The organism is Coleofasciculus sp. H7-1, from assembly GCF_057473865.1.
In genome coordinates this window covers 40,784-56,945 of sequence record NZ_JBYCCT010000069.1, presented here as the reverse complement: position 1 = coordinate 56,945, position 16,162 = coordinate 40,784, and the positions used below count along the sequence as shown (strand labels likewise).

General features: G+C 44.1%; 17 protein-coding genes, 1 pseudogene and 1 riboswitch. Of the genes and pseudogenes, 10 read left to right on the top strand and 8 right to left on the bottom strand.

Features of this window, described 5'->3' with window-relative positions:
* Positions 1 to 110: 110 nt before the first annotated feature.
* From AC2VDX_RS19185 to AC2VDX_RS19175, 3 genes are read left to right on the top strand one after another with little or no spacing between them, the layout of a single operon-like run.
* Positions 111 to 368, top strand: coding sequence for an AbrB/MazE/SpoVT family DNA-binding domain-containing protein (locus tag AC2VDX_RS19185; RefSeq protein WP_378173940.1), 258 nt, complete (start codon positions 111 to 113; stop codon positions 366 to 368).
* The gene (locus AC2VDX_RS19180; protein ID WP_378173943.1) at positions 359 to 688 is read left to right on the top strand and encodes a type II toxin-antitoxin system PemK/MazF family toxin; all 330 of its coding nucleotides are present in this window, start codon (positions 359 to 361) and stop codon (positions 686 to 688) included. The genes AC2VDX_RS19185 and AC2VDX_RS19180 overlap by 10 nt, the downstream gene beginning before the upstream one ends.
* 27 nt (positions 689 to 715) lie before the next feature.
* Positions 716 to 847: a hypothetical protein gene (locus AC2VDX_RS19175; protein ID WP_378173946.1), complete on the top strand. Its 132-nt coding sequence runs from the start codon at positions 716 to 718 to the stop codon at positions 845 to 847.
* Positions 848 to 883: 36 nt separating this feature from the next.
* Here the strand turns inward: AC2VDX_RS19175 and AC2VDX_RS19170 are convergent, their stop codons facing one another.
* Together AC2VDX_RS19170 and thiC are read right to left on the bottom strand one after the other, a co-directional pair.
* Positions 884 to 1,570 (bottom strand): hypothetical protein, encoded by a 687-nt coding sequence (locus tag AC2VDX_RS19170; RefSeq protein WP_378173948.1) that lies wholly within the window; start codon positions 1,568 to 1,570, stop codon positions 884 to 886.
* Between the two features lie 91 nt (positions 1,571 to 1,661).
* Positions 1,662 to 3,035, bottom strand: coding sequence for a phosphomethylpyrimidine synthase (gene thiC / locus AC2VDX_RS19165; RefSeq protein WP_378173951.1), 1,374 nt, complete (start codon positions 3,033 to 3,035; stop codon positions 1,662 to 1,664).
* Between the two features lie 6 nt (positions 3,036 to 3,041).
* Positions 3,042 to 3,138: riboswitch (TPP riboswitch) on the bottom strand.
* A 156-nt stretch (positions 3,139 to 3,294) separates the two neighbouring features.
* Between thiC and AC2VDX_RS19160 the strand changes: the two genes are divergently transcribed.
* The 4 genes and pseudogenes from AC2VDX_RS19160 to AC2VDX_RS19145 all read left to right on the top strand — a co-directional run.
* The gene (locus tag AC2VDX_RS19160; protein WP_378173954.1) at positions 3,295 to 3,570 is read left to right on the top strand and encodes a ribbon-helix-helix domain-containing protein; all 276 of its coding nucleotides are present in this window, start codon (positions 3,295 to 3,297) and stop codon (positions 3,568 to 3,570) included.
* Positions 3,567 to 3,926, top strand: coding sequence for a type II toxin-antitoxin system PemK/MazF family toxin (locus AC2VDX_RS19155; RefSeq protein WP_378173957.1), 360 nt, complete (start codon positions 3,567 to 3,569; stop codon positions 3,924 to 3,926). The genes AC2VDX_RS19160 and AC2VDX_RS19155 overlap by 4 nt, the downstream gene beginning before the upstream one ends.
* A gap of 65 nt (positions 3,927 to 3,991) precedes the next feature.
* Entirely contained in the window at positions 3,992 to 5,131 is a 1,140-nt protein-coding gene (locus AC2VDX_RS19150) for a GmrSD restriction endonuclease domain-containing protein (protein WP_378173960.1), read from the top strand.
* A 178-nt stretch (positions 5,132 to 5,309) separates the two neighbouring features.
* Positions 5,310 to 5,501: pseudogene (locus AC2VDX_RS19145) on the top strand (IS630 family transposase); the annotation flags it as partial.
* A gap of 263 nt (positions 5,502 to 5,764) precedes the next feature.
* On the opposite strand, the gene AC2VDX_RS19140 reads toward AC2VDX_RS19145, so the two are convergent.
* From AC2VDX_RS19140 to nblR, 3 genes are all read right to left on the bottom strand, one after another.
* The gene (locus AC2VDX_RS19140; protein WP_190411931.1) at positions 5,765 to 5,956 is read right to left on the bottom strand and encodes a DUF2949 domain-containing protein; all 192 of its coding nucleotides are present in this window, start codon (positions 5,954 to 5,956) and stop codon (positions 5,765 to 5,767) included.
* A gap of 635 nt (positions 5,957 to 6,591) precedes the next feature.
* Complete coding sequence (locus tag AC2VDX_RS19135; protein ID WP_378174083.1) at positions 6,592 to 7,116, bottom strand: DUF192 domain-containing protein; 525 nt, start codon at positions 7,114 to 7,116, stop codon at positions 6,592 to 6,594.
* Positions 7,117 to 7,260: 144 nt separating this feature from the next.
* Complete coding sequence (gene nblR, locus AC2VDX_RS19130; protein ID WP_378173963.1) at positions 7,261 to 7,956, bottom strand: response regulator transcription factor NblR; 696 nt, start codon at positions 7,954 to 7,956, stop codon at positions 7,261 to 7,263.
* Between the two features lie 116 nt (positions 7,957 to 8,072).
* Between nblR and AC2VDX_RS19125 the strand changes: the two genes are divergently transcribed.
* Positions 8,073 to 8,219 (top strand): hypothetical protein, encoded by a 147-nt coding sequence (locus AC2VDX_RS19125; protein ID WP_378173965.1) that lies wholly within the window; start codon positions 8,073 to 8,075, stop codon positions 8,217 to 8,219.
* A 142-nt stretch (positions 8,220 to 8,361) separates the two neighbouring features.
* On the opposite strand, the gene AC2VDX_RS19120 is transcribed toward AC2VDX_RS19125, so the two are convergent.
* Positions 8,362 to 8,847, bottom strand: a complete 486-nt coding sequence (locus tag AC2VDX_RS19120) for a Uma2 family endonuclease (protein WP_378173968.1) — start codon at positions 8,845 to 8,847, stop codon at positions 8,362 to 8,364.
* Between the two features lie 98 nt (positions 8,848 to 8,945).
* Between AC2VDX_RS19120 and metH the strand changes: the two genes are divergently transcribed.
* Positions 8,946 to 12,512 carry a methionine synthase gene (gene metH / locus AC2VDX_RS19115; protein WP_378173971.1) on the top strand — a complete coding sequence of 1,189 codons (3,567 nt, stop codon included), beginning with the start codon at positions 8,946 to 8,948 and terminating at the stop codon, positions 12,510 to 12,512.
* Positions 12,513 to 12,550: 38 nt separating this feature from the next.
* Here the strand turns inward: metH and AC2VDX_RS19110 are convergent, their stop codons facing one another.
* Positions 12,551 to 13,288: a Uma2 family endonuclease gene (locus AC2VDX_RS19110; RefSeq protein WP_378173974.1), complete on the bottom strand. Its 738-nt coding sequence runs from the start codon at positions 13,286 to 13,288 to the stop codon at positions 12,551 to 12,553.
* Positions 13,289 to 13,455: 167 nt separating this feature from the next.
* On the opposite strand from AC2VDX_RS19110, the gene AC2VDX_RS19105 reads away from it, so the two are divergent.
* Positions 13,456 to 15,207 carry a GmrSD restriction endonuclease domain-containing protein gene (locus tag AC2VDX_RS19105; RefSeq protein ID WP_378173978.1) on the top strand — a complete coding sequence of 584 codons (1,752 nt, stop codon included), beginning with the start codon at positions 13,456 to 13,458 and terminating at the stop codon, positions 15,205 to 15,207.
* Between the two features lie 279 nt (positions 15,208 to 15,486).
* On the opposite strand, the gene AC2VDX_RS19100 is transcribed toward AC2VDX_RS19105, so the two are convergent.
* The gene (locus tag AC2VDX_RS19100; RefSeq protein WP_378173981.1) at positions 15,487 to 16,044 is read right to left on the bottom strand and encodes a Uma2 family endonuclease; all 558 of its coding nucleotides are present in this window, start codon (positions 16,042 to 16,044) and stop codon (positions 15,487 to 15,489) included.
* Positions 16,045 to 16,162 lie beyond the last annotated feature (118 nt).

The following is a 16,162-nucleotide window of genomic DNA, read 5'->3' as shown; positions in this document are numbered from 1 at the left end:
ATTTACGGTAAGCTACGCGATCGCACTATGCCACTCTCACCCACGACTATTGACGAGTCTGATTGTTGTAAGTACAATGTAGCTACTTTTCCTTTTAAAGCTACTTAGATATGAATGCAGCTATCAAAACCAGAATTGTTAAAATTGGTAATTCTCAGGGAATTCGTATTCCTAAACCGCTTTTAGAACAAAGCGGTATTCATACAGAAGTTGAAATTGAAGTGCAAGGCGCGAGCTTGATTATTCGCCCAGCGGCAAGATCTCGTGTGGGATGGGATGAAGCCTTTGCCAAAATGTCCGAACGACACGATGATATTTTGCTTGACGATGTTATCCCTACTAACTGGGAACAGGTTGAATGGGAATGATAGTCAAACGTTTTGATGTTTTCCTATTTAATCTCGATCCTACTGTTGGTAGTGAAATTCAGAAAACACGACCCTGTTTAGTGATTTCTCCAGATGAAATGAACCGCAATATTGCTACAGTCATCATTGCACCAATGACGACAAAGGGTCAAACATATCCTACCCGTATAGCTTCTCAATTTCAAAGTAAAGATGGACAAATTATTCTCGACCAGATCCGCACAGTAGACAAAACTCGATTAGTTAAACACCTTGGTCAAATTAGCCCCGATGAGCAAAGAGCTGTTCTCGATAGCTTGGCTGAGATGTTCGCCGAGTGAATATTCCCGTAACTTGAGCGAATTCTATTGCTGTTAAAAATTGCGCGATCGCACTTATGTGTAGTGCGAGATAGCGCGATCGCCTACGGTACGCTACGCCAAAGCCCATTGCCCCAAGTTGGGCTAAGAAACACAACCCAGTATTTCCTATTACAATAAGCTTTGAATATTTTGGGTTGACGAAGTAAACCTAAATTAGTGAGCATCACCCATATCTACCCATAGACGCTCTTCATAAAATTGAAGCTTTGGATCAATATCTTTTTGCTTCAAAGTTAAAGATTTACAGTTATTATCATAATCATAAAAAAATATTTCTACTTCTGAAAATAAAAACAATTCAGTCTGTAGCAAAATCTGTTTAGGATTAGATTCACTAATCTTAAAATCTAATTTTCTTTTTGTTTCTTCATTAATTGGCTTTTCAACTATGCAAGTTACATAACATACATTATTTTTATCTTTTTCTAATACATTTAAAAAAGGAAGAAGCTCTGAGTTTGGAATACATAAATCCTTCTTTTTTCCATCTATTAATGATAAAGACAAACGGGGATTTGTATAAATCAAACCCTCGTACAAGTTAGAATCATTTTTATATCTAAAATTCATCCTAATTTGCTTGATATTAAAAGCTTTGTTCGAGGCAGTTATAGATAATTTTAGTGCATATCCAATACCTTTTATTTGCTTATGCACACCAAAATTATCATAATTAAACATCATTTCTGGACTTATGTAAACAATGCTAATTATTCTTCCTTTTAAGATAGGTTGCAACAAAAACTCTTTATAGCAAATGCTATAGCAGAAATTAACTATAGCTATTATAAAACCGCCAAAAGCAGCTACTGCTTTTGCAGTTTCAAAATCTAAAGCCATAGAAAGAATTCCATTTTATAATTTTACTTAATAGCGTGCTACCTAAAACATCGTTACCATGCTCAACTTGGTAACGATGTTTAACATTGTTTTAGCCTTGAGTTACGGGTTCCTTAGCCAAAAATTTCTCCAGTTCTGTCAAAGCATCGGCATCCACTTTCGTCTGCATCGGGCAGAATTTCGGACCGCACATTGAGCAGAATTCAGCAGTTTTATAAATATCTGCTGGCAGAGTTTCGTCGTGATATTCCTTAGCGCGTTCGGGGTCGAGGGATAATTCAAACTGGCGGTTCCAGTCGAAATTGTAACGCGCTTTGGAAAGTTCATCATCGCGATCGCGTGCCCCCGGACGATGCCGTGCAATATCGGCAGCATGAGCCGCAATCTTATAGGCAATTAATCCATTCCGCACGTCTTCAGCATTCGGCAGCCCTAAGTGTTCTTTGGGTGTCACATAGCACAGCATCGCCGTACCGTACCAACCAGCCATTGCTGCACCAATCGCAGAGGTGATGTGGTCGTAACCGGGGGCAATGTCTGTAACCAGTGGTCCCAACACATAGAAGGGTGCTTCAGAACACTCTTCCATCTGCTTTTTGACATTAAACTCGATTTGATCCATTGGGACGTGTCCTGGCCCTTCCACCATCACCTGCACGTCATGTTCCCAGGCTTTGCGGGTCAATTTTCCTAAAGTTTTGAGTTCGGCTAATTGAGCGGCATCTGAGGCGTCGTGCTGACAACCGGGACGCAGGGAATCTCCCAGACTGAAGGAGACATCGTATTTTTTGAAAATTTCGATGATGTCTTGGAAGTGGGTATAAAGCGGATTTTGCTTGTGATGATGCAACATCCACCGTGCCAGAATGCCGCCACCGCGAGAAACAATCCCGGTGATGCGATCGCGCACTAAAGGCAAATGCTCAATTAATATCCCGGCGTGGATGGTTTGATAATCTACTCCCTGCTGTGCGTGCTTCTCAATTATGTGGAGAAAGTCATCGGCGGTGAGGTTTTCAATCGTGCCGTGGACGCTTTCTAAGGCTTGGTAAACTGGCACTGTGCCAATGGGAACGGGCGAGGCGTTGATAATTGCCGTGCGAATCTGATCCAAATTGCCGCCGCCGGTGGACAAGTCCATGACGGTATCAGCGCCATATTTTACAGCCAGATTTAACTTATCGACCTCTTCATCCAGATTGGAAGAGTTGGGGGAAGCGCCGATATTGGCGTTCACCTTACACTTCGAGGCGATGCCAATCGCCATCGGTTCTAGGTTGGTGTGGTTGATGTTGGCGGGGATAATCATTCGTCCCCGCGCCACTTCATCCCGAATCAGCTCAACTGGGAGATTTTCCCGCTGTGCTACATACTGCATTTCTTCAGTAATCACACCTTGACGGGCATAGTGCATTTGAGAGACGTTGCTCTGTCCACGCCGCTTAGCGATCCATTCAGTCCGCATATTGAATTCCTCAATTAACAGCTTCCCTCCGCCGGTATTAGCCGGACTCAGGTTCTAAGGGTGTAATCTCAGCCTGTAAATCCAGGCACCCCTAGCTTGATTGACAATATTACCACCAAGCTCCGGTTAGGGCTGGAAGGTTCCCAAAACTTGATGTTTTGCATCACTCTGTGAAGTGGCTACAGTGTAATTCATCGCCTGCAAACCGTAATTGATGTCATAATAGGCATCCAACTAAGCATCAATATGCCATCGTTATATGGAAAATATTACTGTCAGAACAACACTGGCATTACCATCTGAGCTTTTAGAAGCAACCGATCGGGCTGTGCGGGAAGGAAAAGCCAAGAGTCGTAATGAGTTTGTTGCCCTAGCATTGCGTCATGAGTTGGCGGCTCAAAAACGAGCTGATATTGATGCAGCTTTTGCGGGAATGGCTGATGATGTCGAATATCAGGCGGAAGTTGTGAAAATTAGTAATGAATTTGCTACGGCTGATTGGGAATCATTTCAGATAGGTGAATCTCAGCAATGAGGCGAGGGGAAGTCTACGATGCTCGTCTCGATCCGACTGAAGGTTCTGAACAGGCAGAGATTCGACCTGTAATTATTGTCAGCCGTGATGCCATCAATGCTGCCAGTCAGGTTGTGCTGGCAGTTCCCTGTACAACTTATCGCATTGGAAAGCGTATCTATCCGAGTCAGGTACTCCTGCAAGCGCCGGATGGTGGGCTGGAGCGAGATTCGGTGGCACTGGGAGAGCAAGTTCGCACTTTAGCTAAAACTCGTTTTTTACGTCTGCGTGGGATGCTTTCATCCTCATCGTTGGCGCAACTAGAACAAGCGTTGCTAATTGCTTTAGATTTACCAGGACAAGGGGAGTTTGAATAAGAAGCGATCGCGTTTCGGTGAGGTTTGGGCGGTGAGAGCGATCGCCATATAATCGGTAATAACCCATGCACAAGCGACGCTACAGTATGAGTACATTTGTACCGAATAATGAAGCAGACTACCCAGAAAATTTAGCAGATGAGGAACAGGAAACACAAATTGAAGAAAGCTTGGAAGATGATGATGACATCCTCCCTTCCAGGTTCTCCATATCAGTTTCTCGAACAGATTTTGATGTTGATGGCATAGTTAAGCGTCTGAGAAATAATGATATATATATTCCTAATTTTCAGCGTGCCTATGTATGGAAACCCAAACAAGCTTCGCGTTTGATAGAGTCTCTCTTACTTGGTCTGCCGGTTCCAGGGATTTTCCTGGCAAGAGAGCCAGAAACGAACAAGTTGCTAGTACTTGACGGTCAGCAAAGATTAATTAGTCTTAAATCTTTTTACGATGGTAAATTTCCAGAAGGTCGGACATCGTTTTCCTTGAAAGGGGTTCATTCAAACTTTGAGCGCCAGACATATAAAACACTCGCGGATACCTATCGGCGGCAATTAGACAACTCGGTTTTATCTGCAACTGTTGTTCAACCACATGATAACAACGAAGAAAGCATATACTATATTTTTGAAAGGTTGAATACAGGTGGGACTTTATTAAAACCCCAGGAAATTCGGGGTTGCATTTATCACGGAGAATTCAATGATTTGCTTGAGGAAATGAACAAGAACGGAGCATGGCGTAACATATTTGGCATTTGTGATAAGAATAAAAAAGACCAAGAACTTATTCTACGCTTCCTGGCAATTTATTTTGAAGGGAATAATTACAAGCCATCAATGAAGGAATTTTTAAATAGATATATGACCAAAAACAGACAACTCAAGCAGCAGTCTAGGGATAGAATTATCAAAGCATTTATCCCAACAATTGAAATAATTTATAAATGCGTTGGCAATAAAGCTTTCAGACGAGAAAAGGCATTTGTTCCTACTTGGTTTGAGGCAGTCATGGTCGGTACAGCGAAAAGGCTAGAAAAAGGTACTATTCAGAATATTGAGGAATTCCAACAAATCTATCAACGTCTAATAAGTGATGAAGAATTTCTAGGCGTATCCGTGAAAATACGCGATCTAACTAACGAATATAATGTAAAGGAAAGGCTAAGACTGGCAAGGGAGACTTTCGCTGAATTAAAATAATCAGCCTTGAAGTTGCAGTTTGTCAGATGATGTAAGAATTAGCTTAGCTGTTGTAAATATAGGGGCTTGTGGAATATACGTCATCATTTCTAACTCATTCGTGCAAAGTAGATCGCTAGTACACCTCCACCAATAGCGATCGCTTTCACCTATCCCCTCCTCTATCCACAAGTTAGGCTTTGCGCCCCATAACTCCCAGCAGAACCCAATTGAGGATATTTGGTTGCAAGCAAAGCAATGTATCCGAGAGTGCGATCGCCTGTGCAAATCTTTTGGTGTCGTGAAGTATTTATTTGAGTTCGTAACTTATCGTCAATTCTTTGACTTTCCAAAGCTTTTCACCTATGGCTGTTTCTCACAATTTATTTAGAATTGCTATATTTACGAACAGTTTTTGATTCATGGATTGGCAAAATGTAGAATAAAGCTTAATTAATCGAGGCATATTATGTGGTAAAACTAGCTTTTAAAAACTAACAACTAAAAAGAGCGGGTCAAATACTTGACCCGCTCTTTTTGGTGCAGTAAATTGTAATTGACAACATTTGTTGAGTCTTCGCTGATGGGTCGGGAAAGTACCAACGCCCAATTGCTCTGACATAACTTTCTTGCTCCTCGCCGAATCATCAAGTCTTATGCAGTTTCCAACCAGTCATAGATTTGATCTAACTGTTCCAGCGTTACTAAACCGTATTGCCATAAGATCATCGGCAATGGACCGGGATCTTGTTCTCGACGCCGCAAAGCGATCGCAATCGATGCCTTGGATATTGCTAAATCTTCTTGAAGAAAACGGAGAAATCGAGAAAAGTTCGTAGGTGCCATGATGGCTTTTACCTCCTTTGTAGAATCTATTTTGTAATTGAAACCTTGGTTTGTTGAGTGATAGTAGTCAGTATTTTATCTGTCCACCTTTACTCGGCTCCTTTTATACTATTTTGCCGCTACCCACTGGAACGCTAGTGTCACAGATCACCAGCCTGGTGTGACAATTACGGCAGCCGGTATGGGTATTAACAGAAGAATGTTCATAGTAGATTCAGCACTTTAGGCATCCCTTCCGGGTTGACCTAGAGAATGAGACTAAAAACTTAGGCTCACTCCACTTTTTTCTGAAATCCTAGCCGACTCTAGAAGAGTGAACTTTGCTTAATATTTTCTTCAGCAATTCACTGAAATTCCTCTGTAATAGGAGAGATTTGCTTGCCTAGAGCGTCTATTCCACTAACCTCACACCAAATTCCAGGCAAAGCGCTCTCATCCTTGGAAGAACCATGTCTCTGGAAGCGAGAATCTAGGTTTAAGCGTAACAATAATTGAAATTTGCCGCCTCAAACTCTATCTTGGGAAAGAGTACCTTATTTTGGCGACAAATACGTCTAAAGAGCGAGTAAATTTTTAAATCACCTTGATAAGGACTATAAAAGAGAGCCAGGAAGTCCGTCTGTATTGGCATCGAGTTACTGAATGGTGACGCGATCGCCCGCCTTCAAACCGAGTTCCGCCGCTCGTCCTCCTCGGAGTTCAATCACCTGGTTAACAGGCGTATTCGGACCATAAGTGGGGCAAAGACTGGTTGTACAGGGAGGAACATTGGCAGCGATCGCTTTCACCACTCCATCCAGCATAAAAACCATATCCAGCGGAATGAGCGTATTCTTCATCCAGAAATTGATCGGTTGCGGTGGGTTGAAAAGAAATAGCATCCCGCGATCGTCCGCCAAAGACTTCCTGTACATTAACCCCATTTGCTGTTGTTGGGGTGTCCGCGCCACTTCCAGCTGAATCACCTGACTTGCCATCGTTGCCTTAGCTGAAATTGGCAAAGTTTGACCCATCTTATTCTGTGCGGGTGATGCCTCCGATGATGACAGCGCTGGTTGTGCAGGGGTTGTCGGTGCTGATACTGGCGACGCCTGCTGCAATGGTTGTGCGGGTTCCCCACTCTGAGAGGAGGTTGATGGCACCGATGCTGAACATCCCATCAGCAAAACTGCCAGCATCATTACCACTAAACTTGCCTGCTTTCTGGCGTTGCGATCGCCTTTGGCGGATGCGCGTAAGTGCTGTTCGCTCCAATCCAAATTCATCCTTTATCCTTGATATTTAAACTCAAAACTCAATCCTTTCTAAGCTTCTCGCAAAACGTATCCTACACCTCGCACTGTTTGAATCAAGCGCTTTTCGCTCTCTTCTTCAATTTTGAGACGCAAATAACGGATATACACCTCAATCACATTTGACTCTCCCATAAAGTCGTATCCCCAAACATTTTCTAGAATCTGTTCGCGGGTCAAGACTTCGCGGGGATGCGACATCATATACTTTAGGAGTTCAAATTCCTTCATTGTCAGGTCAATCACTCGCCCGTTCCGCATTGCTCTGCGGGTGGACAAGTCTAAAACCAGTTCGCCAAACCGTAACTGTTCGCTAGCACCTGCTTCTGGCTGTAAGTAGAGACGCACCAGTTGCAAAAAAGCGTCCGTGCGATAAGGTTTGAGGAAGTAATCATCGGCACCCGAATTTAGACAAGCAACCCGATCTTCTACGGTATCGCGAGCCATCAACAGCAGCACTGGCACGCGAGATCCGGCATTCCTCAGTTGGTTGCACAACTTCAGTCCAGAATCTCCTGTTAGCACTCGATCTACGACGACTAAAGCTGGCTGAAGTTCGCAAGCTTGATGGAAACCGCTGGTGGTGTCTGGCGCAACAACAGTAGTATATCCAGCTTCTCGCAAATCCATGCTGACACGTTGGACAAGAATTTCGTCGGTTTCGACGAGTAAAACACAGGGAGTGCGGTCAAAAGTAACAGGAGACATAGGCTACATTGGGGCGCTTTTGCTGCGTTGTTATCTCAGTTTAACTACATTGGAAAGCGATCGCGAAGCGCTCCAAAAAGTCAGTTCGCTGCTTCCTTCAATGTAGGTAAGTATTCATGCTTAGTATAGGACAGATGACAGGGAGGGTGAGGGAAGCAGGTAGCGAACTGACAAGTCAGCGCAACGCGATCGCTTCCAAGTTTTTACTCATTAGCCTCACCCCAAATCAGAATTTTGCAAAATTTCTCGAATTCTTGCCTTAAATAAACGGACTGCGGCTCTCTGACCAATAATTTTGCTTTGCTCAATCAAGGCTGGTATTTCTGCAATTGGTAGAAATGGAAAAGCCAGACTTTGAGCGCAAAAATTATATTGTCCACCACCTAATTGATAGACATAAAGACGCTAATTCTCGTATCTCCAGAATTCAGGAACGCCCAGAGAAGCATAGATTTGAAACTTATTGAGAGAGGGACTTGTGTAGTCAACCTCTACAACCAAATCTGGTGGTGGATCGGTCTGCAAGTCTATTTTTTTTCCTCTGACCAACGCTTCATTCTGTATATAGAAGCAAGTATCCGGTTCCACGGCACGGGTTAAATCTTCTCGTTCTAGAGTAAGAGAACCGAGTTGGATGATTTCAATTTCTAACTCATCTGCTAAGGCTGTAACAATTTCCGCTATAAGTATTTTAGATTCTTCGTGTTCTTGGTATGGAACCATAATTTCTAGTATTCCCTGGTCATAAGCGAGTCTACAGGCGCGATCGCTTCCGAGATCCGCTAGTAGTGCCTTGAAGGTTTGCCAGGTGACGCCTGTTAAAATGACTCTGACTTCGGGAGGAACTTGCTGCTGTGGGAGAGAAGACGCCGTTACTTTCTGTACATTCATAGTTTTGATTACTCCCGAAAGCGAGAAATTCTGCAAAATAGATTAAGCTGATCGTTCAAAGCTTAACCCAAACACCTATTTAAAAGCCTTCGTCATCTATGAACAGCCCTTTCCTGACTCGCCTCCACAGTCCTGAACGTCCTGTCATCGTCTTCGATGGCGCAATGGGAACCAACCTCCAAACGCAAAACCTGACCGCCGCTGACTTTGGGGGACCAGAATACGAAGGCTGTAATGAATATCTGGTACACACTAAACCAGAAGCGGTGGAGAAGGTGCATCGGGACTTTTTGGCAGTTGGTGCCGATGTGATTGAAACAGATACCTTTGGCGGTGCCTCGATTGTGCTGGCAGAGTACGACCTGGCGGATCAAGCCTACTATTTGAATAAGAAGGCGGCGGAACTGGCGAAGCGCGTGGCGGCGGAATTTTCGACGCCGGAGAAACCCCGGTTTGTGGCTGGTTCGATAGGTCCAACGACCAAGCTGCCAACGCTGGGACATATTGACTTTGACACACTGCAAGCTTCCTTTGTAGAGCAAGCTGAGGCGCTTTACGACGGCGGCGTTGATTTATTTCTTGTCGAGACTTGTCAGGATGTGCTGCAAATTAAGGCAGCACTGAATGCGGTTGAGGAAGTCTTTCAGCGCAAGGGGGAACGACGCCCGTTGATGGTGTCGGTAACGATGGAAGTCATGGGTACGATGCTAGTCGGTTCTGAGATTAGCGCCGTAGTGACGATTTTGGAACGTTACCCGATTGATATTCTCGGACTTAACTGTGCCACGGGACCAGACCGGATGGCTGAGCATATCAAGTATCTTTGCCAGCACTCCCCGTTTGTGGTTTCCTGCGTTCCCAATGCTGGCTTACCAGAAAATATTGGCGGTCATGCTCACTATAAGCTGACGCCGATGGAATTGCGGATGGCGCTGATGCACTTTGTAGAAGATTGGGGCGTGCAGATAATTGGCGGCTGTTGCGGCACGCGCCCTGAGCATATTCAACAATTAGCAGAAATTGGCAAAACTCTGAAGCCAAAAGAGCGGCACTTTAGCTATGAGCCTGCGGCGGCGTCAATTTACAGTGCCCAACCTTATGACCAGGATAATTCATTCCTGATTGTGGGCGAGCGGCTGAATGCTAGCGGTTCTAAGAAGTGCCGCGACTTGCTGAATGGGGAAGATTGGGATGGGTTGGTTTCTTTGGCGAAGTCGCAGGTGCGGGAAGGGGCGCACGTCCTTGATGTCAACGTGGACTATGTCGGGCGCGATGGCGTTCGAGATATGCATGAATTAGTGTCGCGGCTGGTAACAAATGTGACAATCCCGCTAATGCTCGACTCCACAGAATGGGAAAAGATGGAGGCAGGATTGAAGGTTGCCGGGGGCAAGTGCCTGCTGAATTCGACTAACTATGAAGATGGAGAGGAGCGCTTCTTCAAGGTGCTGGAGTTGGCGAAGAAGTACGGAGCCGGTGTCGTTATTGGCACGATTGATGAAGATGGGATGGCACGGACGGCTGAAAAGAAGTTTGCGATCGCGCAACGTGCCTATCGCGCCGCTGTCGAATATGGCATTCCACCCTACGAGATATTTTTTGATACTCTCGCTCTACCTATTTCTACGGGTATCGAAGAAGACCGCGCTAATGGAAAAGCTACCATTGAATCCATCCGTCGCATTCGAGAAGAACTTCCAGGTTGCCACGTTATGTTGGGGGTTTCTAACGTTTCCTTCGGTTTAAACCCAGCGGCGCGAGTCGTCCTCAATTCCATGTTTCTGCACGAAGCGATCGCGGTGGGGATGGATGCGGCAATTGTCAGCGCTAGCAAAATTCTGCCGCTAGCGAAAATTGAGCCAGAGCATCAAGAAGTCTGCCGCAAGTTAATCTACGATGAGCGGCAATTTGATGGAGACATCTGCACCTACGATCCGCTGGGAGAGTTGACAACGCTGTTTGAAGGGAAAACGACGAAGCGCGATCGCTCTAATGACGAAAATCTCCCCGTAGAAGAACGTCTGAAGCGTCACATTATCGACGGCGAACGCATCGGCTTAGAGGAACAACTTACCAAAGCTTTAGAGAAATATGCGCCTCTGTATATTATTAACACCTTCTTGCTAGATGGCATGAAAGTTGTAGGCGAGTTGTTTGGTTCCGGACAAATGCAGTTGCCTTTCGTATTGCAATCTGCGGAAACGATGAAAGCAGCGGTGGCATATTTAGAACCATTGATGGAAAAGAAAGATGCTGGAAATAATGCCAAAGGAACTGTAGTAATTGCCACCGTTAAAGGAGATGTCCACGACATCGGTAAAAATTTGGTGGATATCATCCTGTCAAATAACGGTTACAAGGTGGTTAATATTGGCATCAAACAGCCTGTTGATAAAATTGTTGATGCTTTTGAGCAGCACAAAGCTGATTGTATTGCGATGAGCGGCTTGCTGGTAAAATCAACTGCTTTTATGAAAGATAATTTGGAGGTTTTCAACCAAAAAGGAATTACAGTCCCAGTAATTTTAGGCGGTGCGGCGCTGACTCCTAAATTCGTCCATGAAGATTGCCAAAACACTTACAAAGGTAAAGTTATTTACGGCAAAGATGCTTTTTCCGATCTGCATTTCATGGATAAATTAATGCCTGCTAAATCCACTGGAAATTGGGATGATTTGCAGGGATTTTTGGATGAAGTTGAGGAAACTGGTCATGCACCTATTGTAGAGGAAGCGTCTCGTCTGCCATTAGAGAATAGCACTCAAGAAACTCAACCTGTAGAAGTAGATACGCGGCGTTCTGAGGCTGTGGCGATTGACATCGATCGTCCAATTCCACCTTTCTGGGGTACGAAATTATTACAGCCTGAAGATATCCCATTAGAGGAGGTGTTTGAGTATCTGGATTTGCAGGCTTTGATTGCTGGACAGTGGCAATTCCGCAAGCCGAAGGAACAGTCTCGCGAGGAGTACAATCAGTTTTTAGAGGATAAGGTTTACCCGATTTTGAAGGAGTGGAAGCAACGGGTTGTAGAGGAGAATTTGCTGCATCCGCAAGTTGTGTACGGGTATTTTCCGTGTCAGGGTGAGGGAAATTCTTTGCACATTTATAGTCAAGAAGGAATGAACCGCCAAGACGCGAAGGACGCCAAGGAAGAGAGGAAAGAGGTAATTGCTACTTTTAATTTCCCTCGTCAAAAGTCTATGCGTCGTCTGTGTATTTCTGATTTCTTTGCACCTGTTGAGTCGGGACAGGTTGATGTGTTTGCGATGCAGGCGGTGACTGTGGGGGATATTGCGACGGAGTTCGCGCAGAAGTTGTTTGTAAATAATCAATACAGCGATTATCTGTATTTCCACGGCTTGGCGGTACAAACGGCGGAGGCGGTGGCGGAGTGGCTTCACGCCCGAATCCGACGGGAGTTGGGCTTGGCGGCATCAGAACCGGATAATATTCGGGATATTCTGGCGCAGCGTTATCAGGGTTCTCGGTATAGTTTTGGGTATCCGGCTTGTCCGAATATTCAGGATCAGTATAAGTTGTTGGAGTTACTGGGAAGCGATCGCATCAACCTTCACATGGATGAAAGCGAACAACTGTATCCCGAACAATCTACAACGGCGATTATCGCCTATCATCCAGCAGCAAAATATTTCAGTGCGTAAGCGGGTGGCGATGCCGTTGCAAGCATCGCCATGACACTTTACAACTGTTCCGGGTTAATCCCTCGTTCTCGCAGTAGCGCCTCTAAGGCTTGATAGCGCTGTCTTTCTTGTTCCAATTGATTTAGCGCTTCATCTGCGCGATCGCGTTCCTCATCTGCGCGATCGCGTTCCTCATCTGCGCGATCGCGTTCTTGTTCCCTAAGTTGAGCTAATTCCACAAAACTCAGAAACCGTTCTTCTGTGGGTGTATAAATTTCCAGATTCTCAAATGTCACCTGAAACCTCACTCCTAGACGAGGACTAACCCAACCATTCATCTCCTCAATTATCTCTAAATCCTCTCCTAAGCGCAGCCAACCGATTAGCTCAATGTCATCTGGATCGTAAACATAATATTCCTCTACGCCATAGCGTTCGTAGAACTTGAATTTATGAGCCATTGCTTTAAGACGATTGCCAGGAGATAAGATTTCAAATACTACTTGTGGTGGAATATTATCTTCTTCCCATTGCTTGTAGGAACCCCTATCGCCTTTTGGTCTGCCAAAGGCAACCATCGCATCCGGCGCTTGGCGAGTTTTATTGTCTCCTTCGACGGGATACCAAAGTAAATCTCCAGCGACAAATACATTTGGGTCATTAGCAAACAGCAGATCCAAGTTTTTTTTGATCAACACTATCAACTCAAATTGCTTGGTATTGTCTGCCATTGGTTGACCGTCGCTGTCTGGGTAGATGATCGCTGCTGCGGTATCGGTTGGTAGTTGTTGTACCATCTTGCTTTGTTTGGAGCTTGAGGGTGGTTATTTTAATTGTAGCGATCGCATAAACCTCTATATGAGTGCTTTATTAATTTTTGTTACTGTTAGCTGGGGCCTGTTCTTGGGAATACTTTAAATAGAGCTTTTTGATAAGTTCTGCTGCAATCAATACTAGAAACGATATGCCACCAGTTAAAAAATTTGACAGCGACAGTATGCCATTACTTGACCTGTTGCGAAGCGCTAAAGAAGGAAAAACTCAACTGCCAGATTTTCAGCGTAGCTGGGTTTGGAACGATGACCAGATATGCAGCTTGTTAGCCAGCATTTCACTTTCTTACCCAATTGGGGCAGTGATGATGCTCGAAACAGGTAATCCTGATGTGCGATTTCAACCTCGCCCAATTGAAGGAGTGACACTGAATAATCCGACAGAACCAGGGCAACTAATTCTAGATGGACAGCAGCGATTGACTTCGCTTTTTCAGACATTGCTATCAGGAAAACCAGTCAAAACAAAAGATATACGAGGCAAAGAAATTTACAGATGGTATTACATTGATATCGCCAAAGCGCTCAACCCAAGTATTGACCGGGAGGAAGCGATTGTCAGCGTACCAGAGGACAAGATAATCCGCAATTTTGGTAAAGAAATTGTATCAGACTACTCGACCTCTGAAAAAGAGTACCAAAATGAAATGTTTCCGGTTTCACAAATTTTTGACTCATCCGACTGGATGACAAGTCATAACGAATACTGGGATTACGAAAAGGAAAAAGTCAAGTTTTTTAATAAATTTAATAATGACATCTTAAAGCAGTTTGAGCATTACGACGTACCAGTTATTCTGCTACATAAGGAAACACCTAGAGAGGCAGTATGTAAAGTTTTTGAGAAAATGAATACAGGTGGCGTACCTCTTGATGTTTTTGAATTAGTTACAGCAACTTTTGCTATTTATAAGTTCAAACTCCGAGAAGATTGGACTAAGCGGGAGAAGGAATTGAAGAAGCATTCGGTACTAAAAAATATTCAAAAAACTGATTTTTTACAAGCGGTGACTTTGCTTGCTACCTTAGAAGATTCCTCAGTAAGTTGTAAGCGCAAGGATATTCTAAACCTGACTTTGAAGCAATACAAGGAATGGGCTGATTTAGTTACTCAAGGGTTTGAGCAAGCAGCAAAATTTCTCCACACGCAAAAGATATTTAGCGATCGCGATCTGCCTTATCAAACTCAACTTACAGCCCTTGCAGCTATTTTCGCAGCACTTAGCGATCGCGCTATTGGAGCGGGAGCAAATGCAAAATTAGCTAATTGGTATTGGTGTGGAGTTTTTGGCGAACTCTACAGTAGTGCTATTGAAAGTCGTTTAGCGAAAGATGTATCACAAGTGCGGGACTGGATTAATGGTGGTGCTGAACCTGACACTATCAGAGATGCTAACTTTACTCCCGATCGTCTTTTAAGCCTGTATACTCGCAGAAGTGCTGCTTATAAAGGTTTATCTGCTTTGTTGTTGAGGGATGGTGGGTGCGACTTCTTTACAAGTTATCCCATTGACACTTTGATGGACTTTAATAAAGCTATTGATATCCATCACATTTTTCCGCGACAGTGGTGTAAGAACAACAGCATTGCAGCCGAGGTTTACGACTGCGCGATCAACAAAACCCCACTTTCAGCCAAAACTAATAAGATGATTGGAGGTAAAGCACCAAGCATCTACTTAACAGATATTCAGAAGAAATCCGACATCTCAGTAGAAAATCTTGATGAGATTTTGCGATCGCACGTTATAGAGCCAGCTAGACTACGTATAGATAACTTCGATACCTTCTTCCAAGCTAGAAAAAATGCACTTTTAGATCGGATTGAGAAGGCAATGGGTAAACCGATTCTGCGCGAGGCGACAAAAGAGGTAGAAAATTAGAATTTGACAGGACTTACGCAAAGCTTATACATATAGTGTTTTGTAGGGGCAATCCCCCTGTGGTTGCCCCCATATCTAGTGATGTTGCGTAAGTCCTGTTTGAGTACGAACAAGACATGAGCGATCGCATCTTTTACGATTTCAAGAATGCGATAGCGAAGCGCTGACTTGTCAGTTCGCGTTCTCTCCTCCAATCACTCCACCTCAGCATCTAGATTGGCTTCAACGCCAAGCGATCGCAATTGTTCTGCTAATCTCTCTACTCTTTGTCTTAAAACATTATCTCCGCTTCAACCAAGCAAATACTTCATCAACTGTAAGCGTCAAAGTTATACTCTCTAAAACAGGCAAAACATCTGCTTTAGCTAACAAATCTGGTAGGCGATTCGACTGATAAACTAAAATTGAGCGTTCGCTGGGATCGAGCAACCATCCTAGCTGAGTACCATGTCGCAGACAGTGCAGAATGTTACCAGTAACCTTAGTTTGACTTTGGTCGGGTGAAAGTATTTCAATTACCCACTCTGGTGCAAAATTAATACCAGTGCTAGAAATATCACCGCTTTCATCCAATGGTAGTTTATCGCTAGCTACGACAACGACATCAGGAACTACCGAACGATTACCAAAACTACAACGCAATTCTGGAAAAGCTTCGTAATTAGTAGCTGCTGCATCAACTTTGGCAACTAAAAGTTTTTGTAATAGGCTATGTTTACCGCCTCCCATAGGTTTCTGAACAGCCTCTCCATTGATATATTCCCAAGCTGGTGATTCATCAATATACGAAAGTTGTAAGAATTCTTCTAGAGTGTTTCTTGGAATTGCAATTTTCATTCTCTCCTTCCATAACTCTGTCTCAAAATCTAAATTCGGTTCAATGCCAAGGGCGCGCAATTGTGATGCTAATCTCTCTACTCGTCGCCTTTCTCGCTCAAGTAGTTGACTTTCTCGC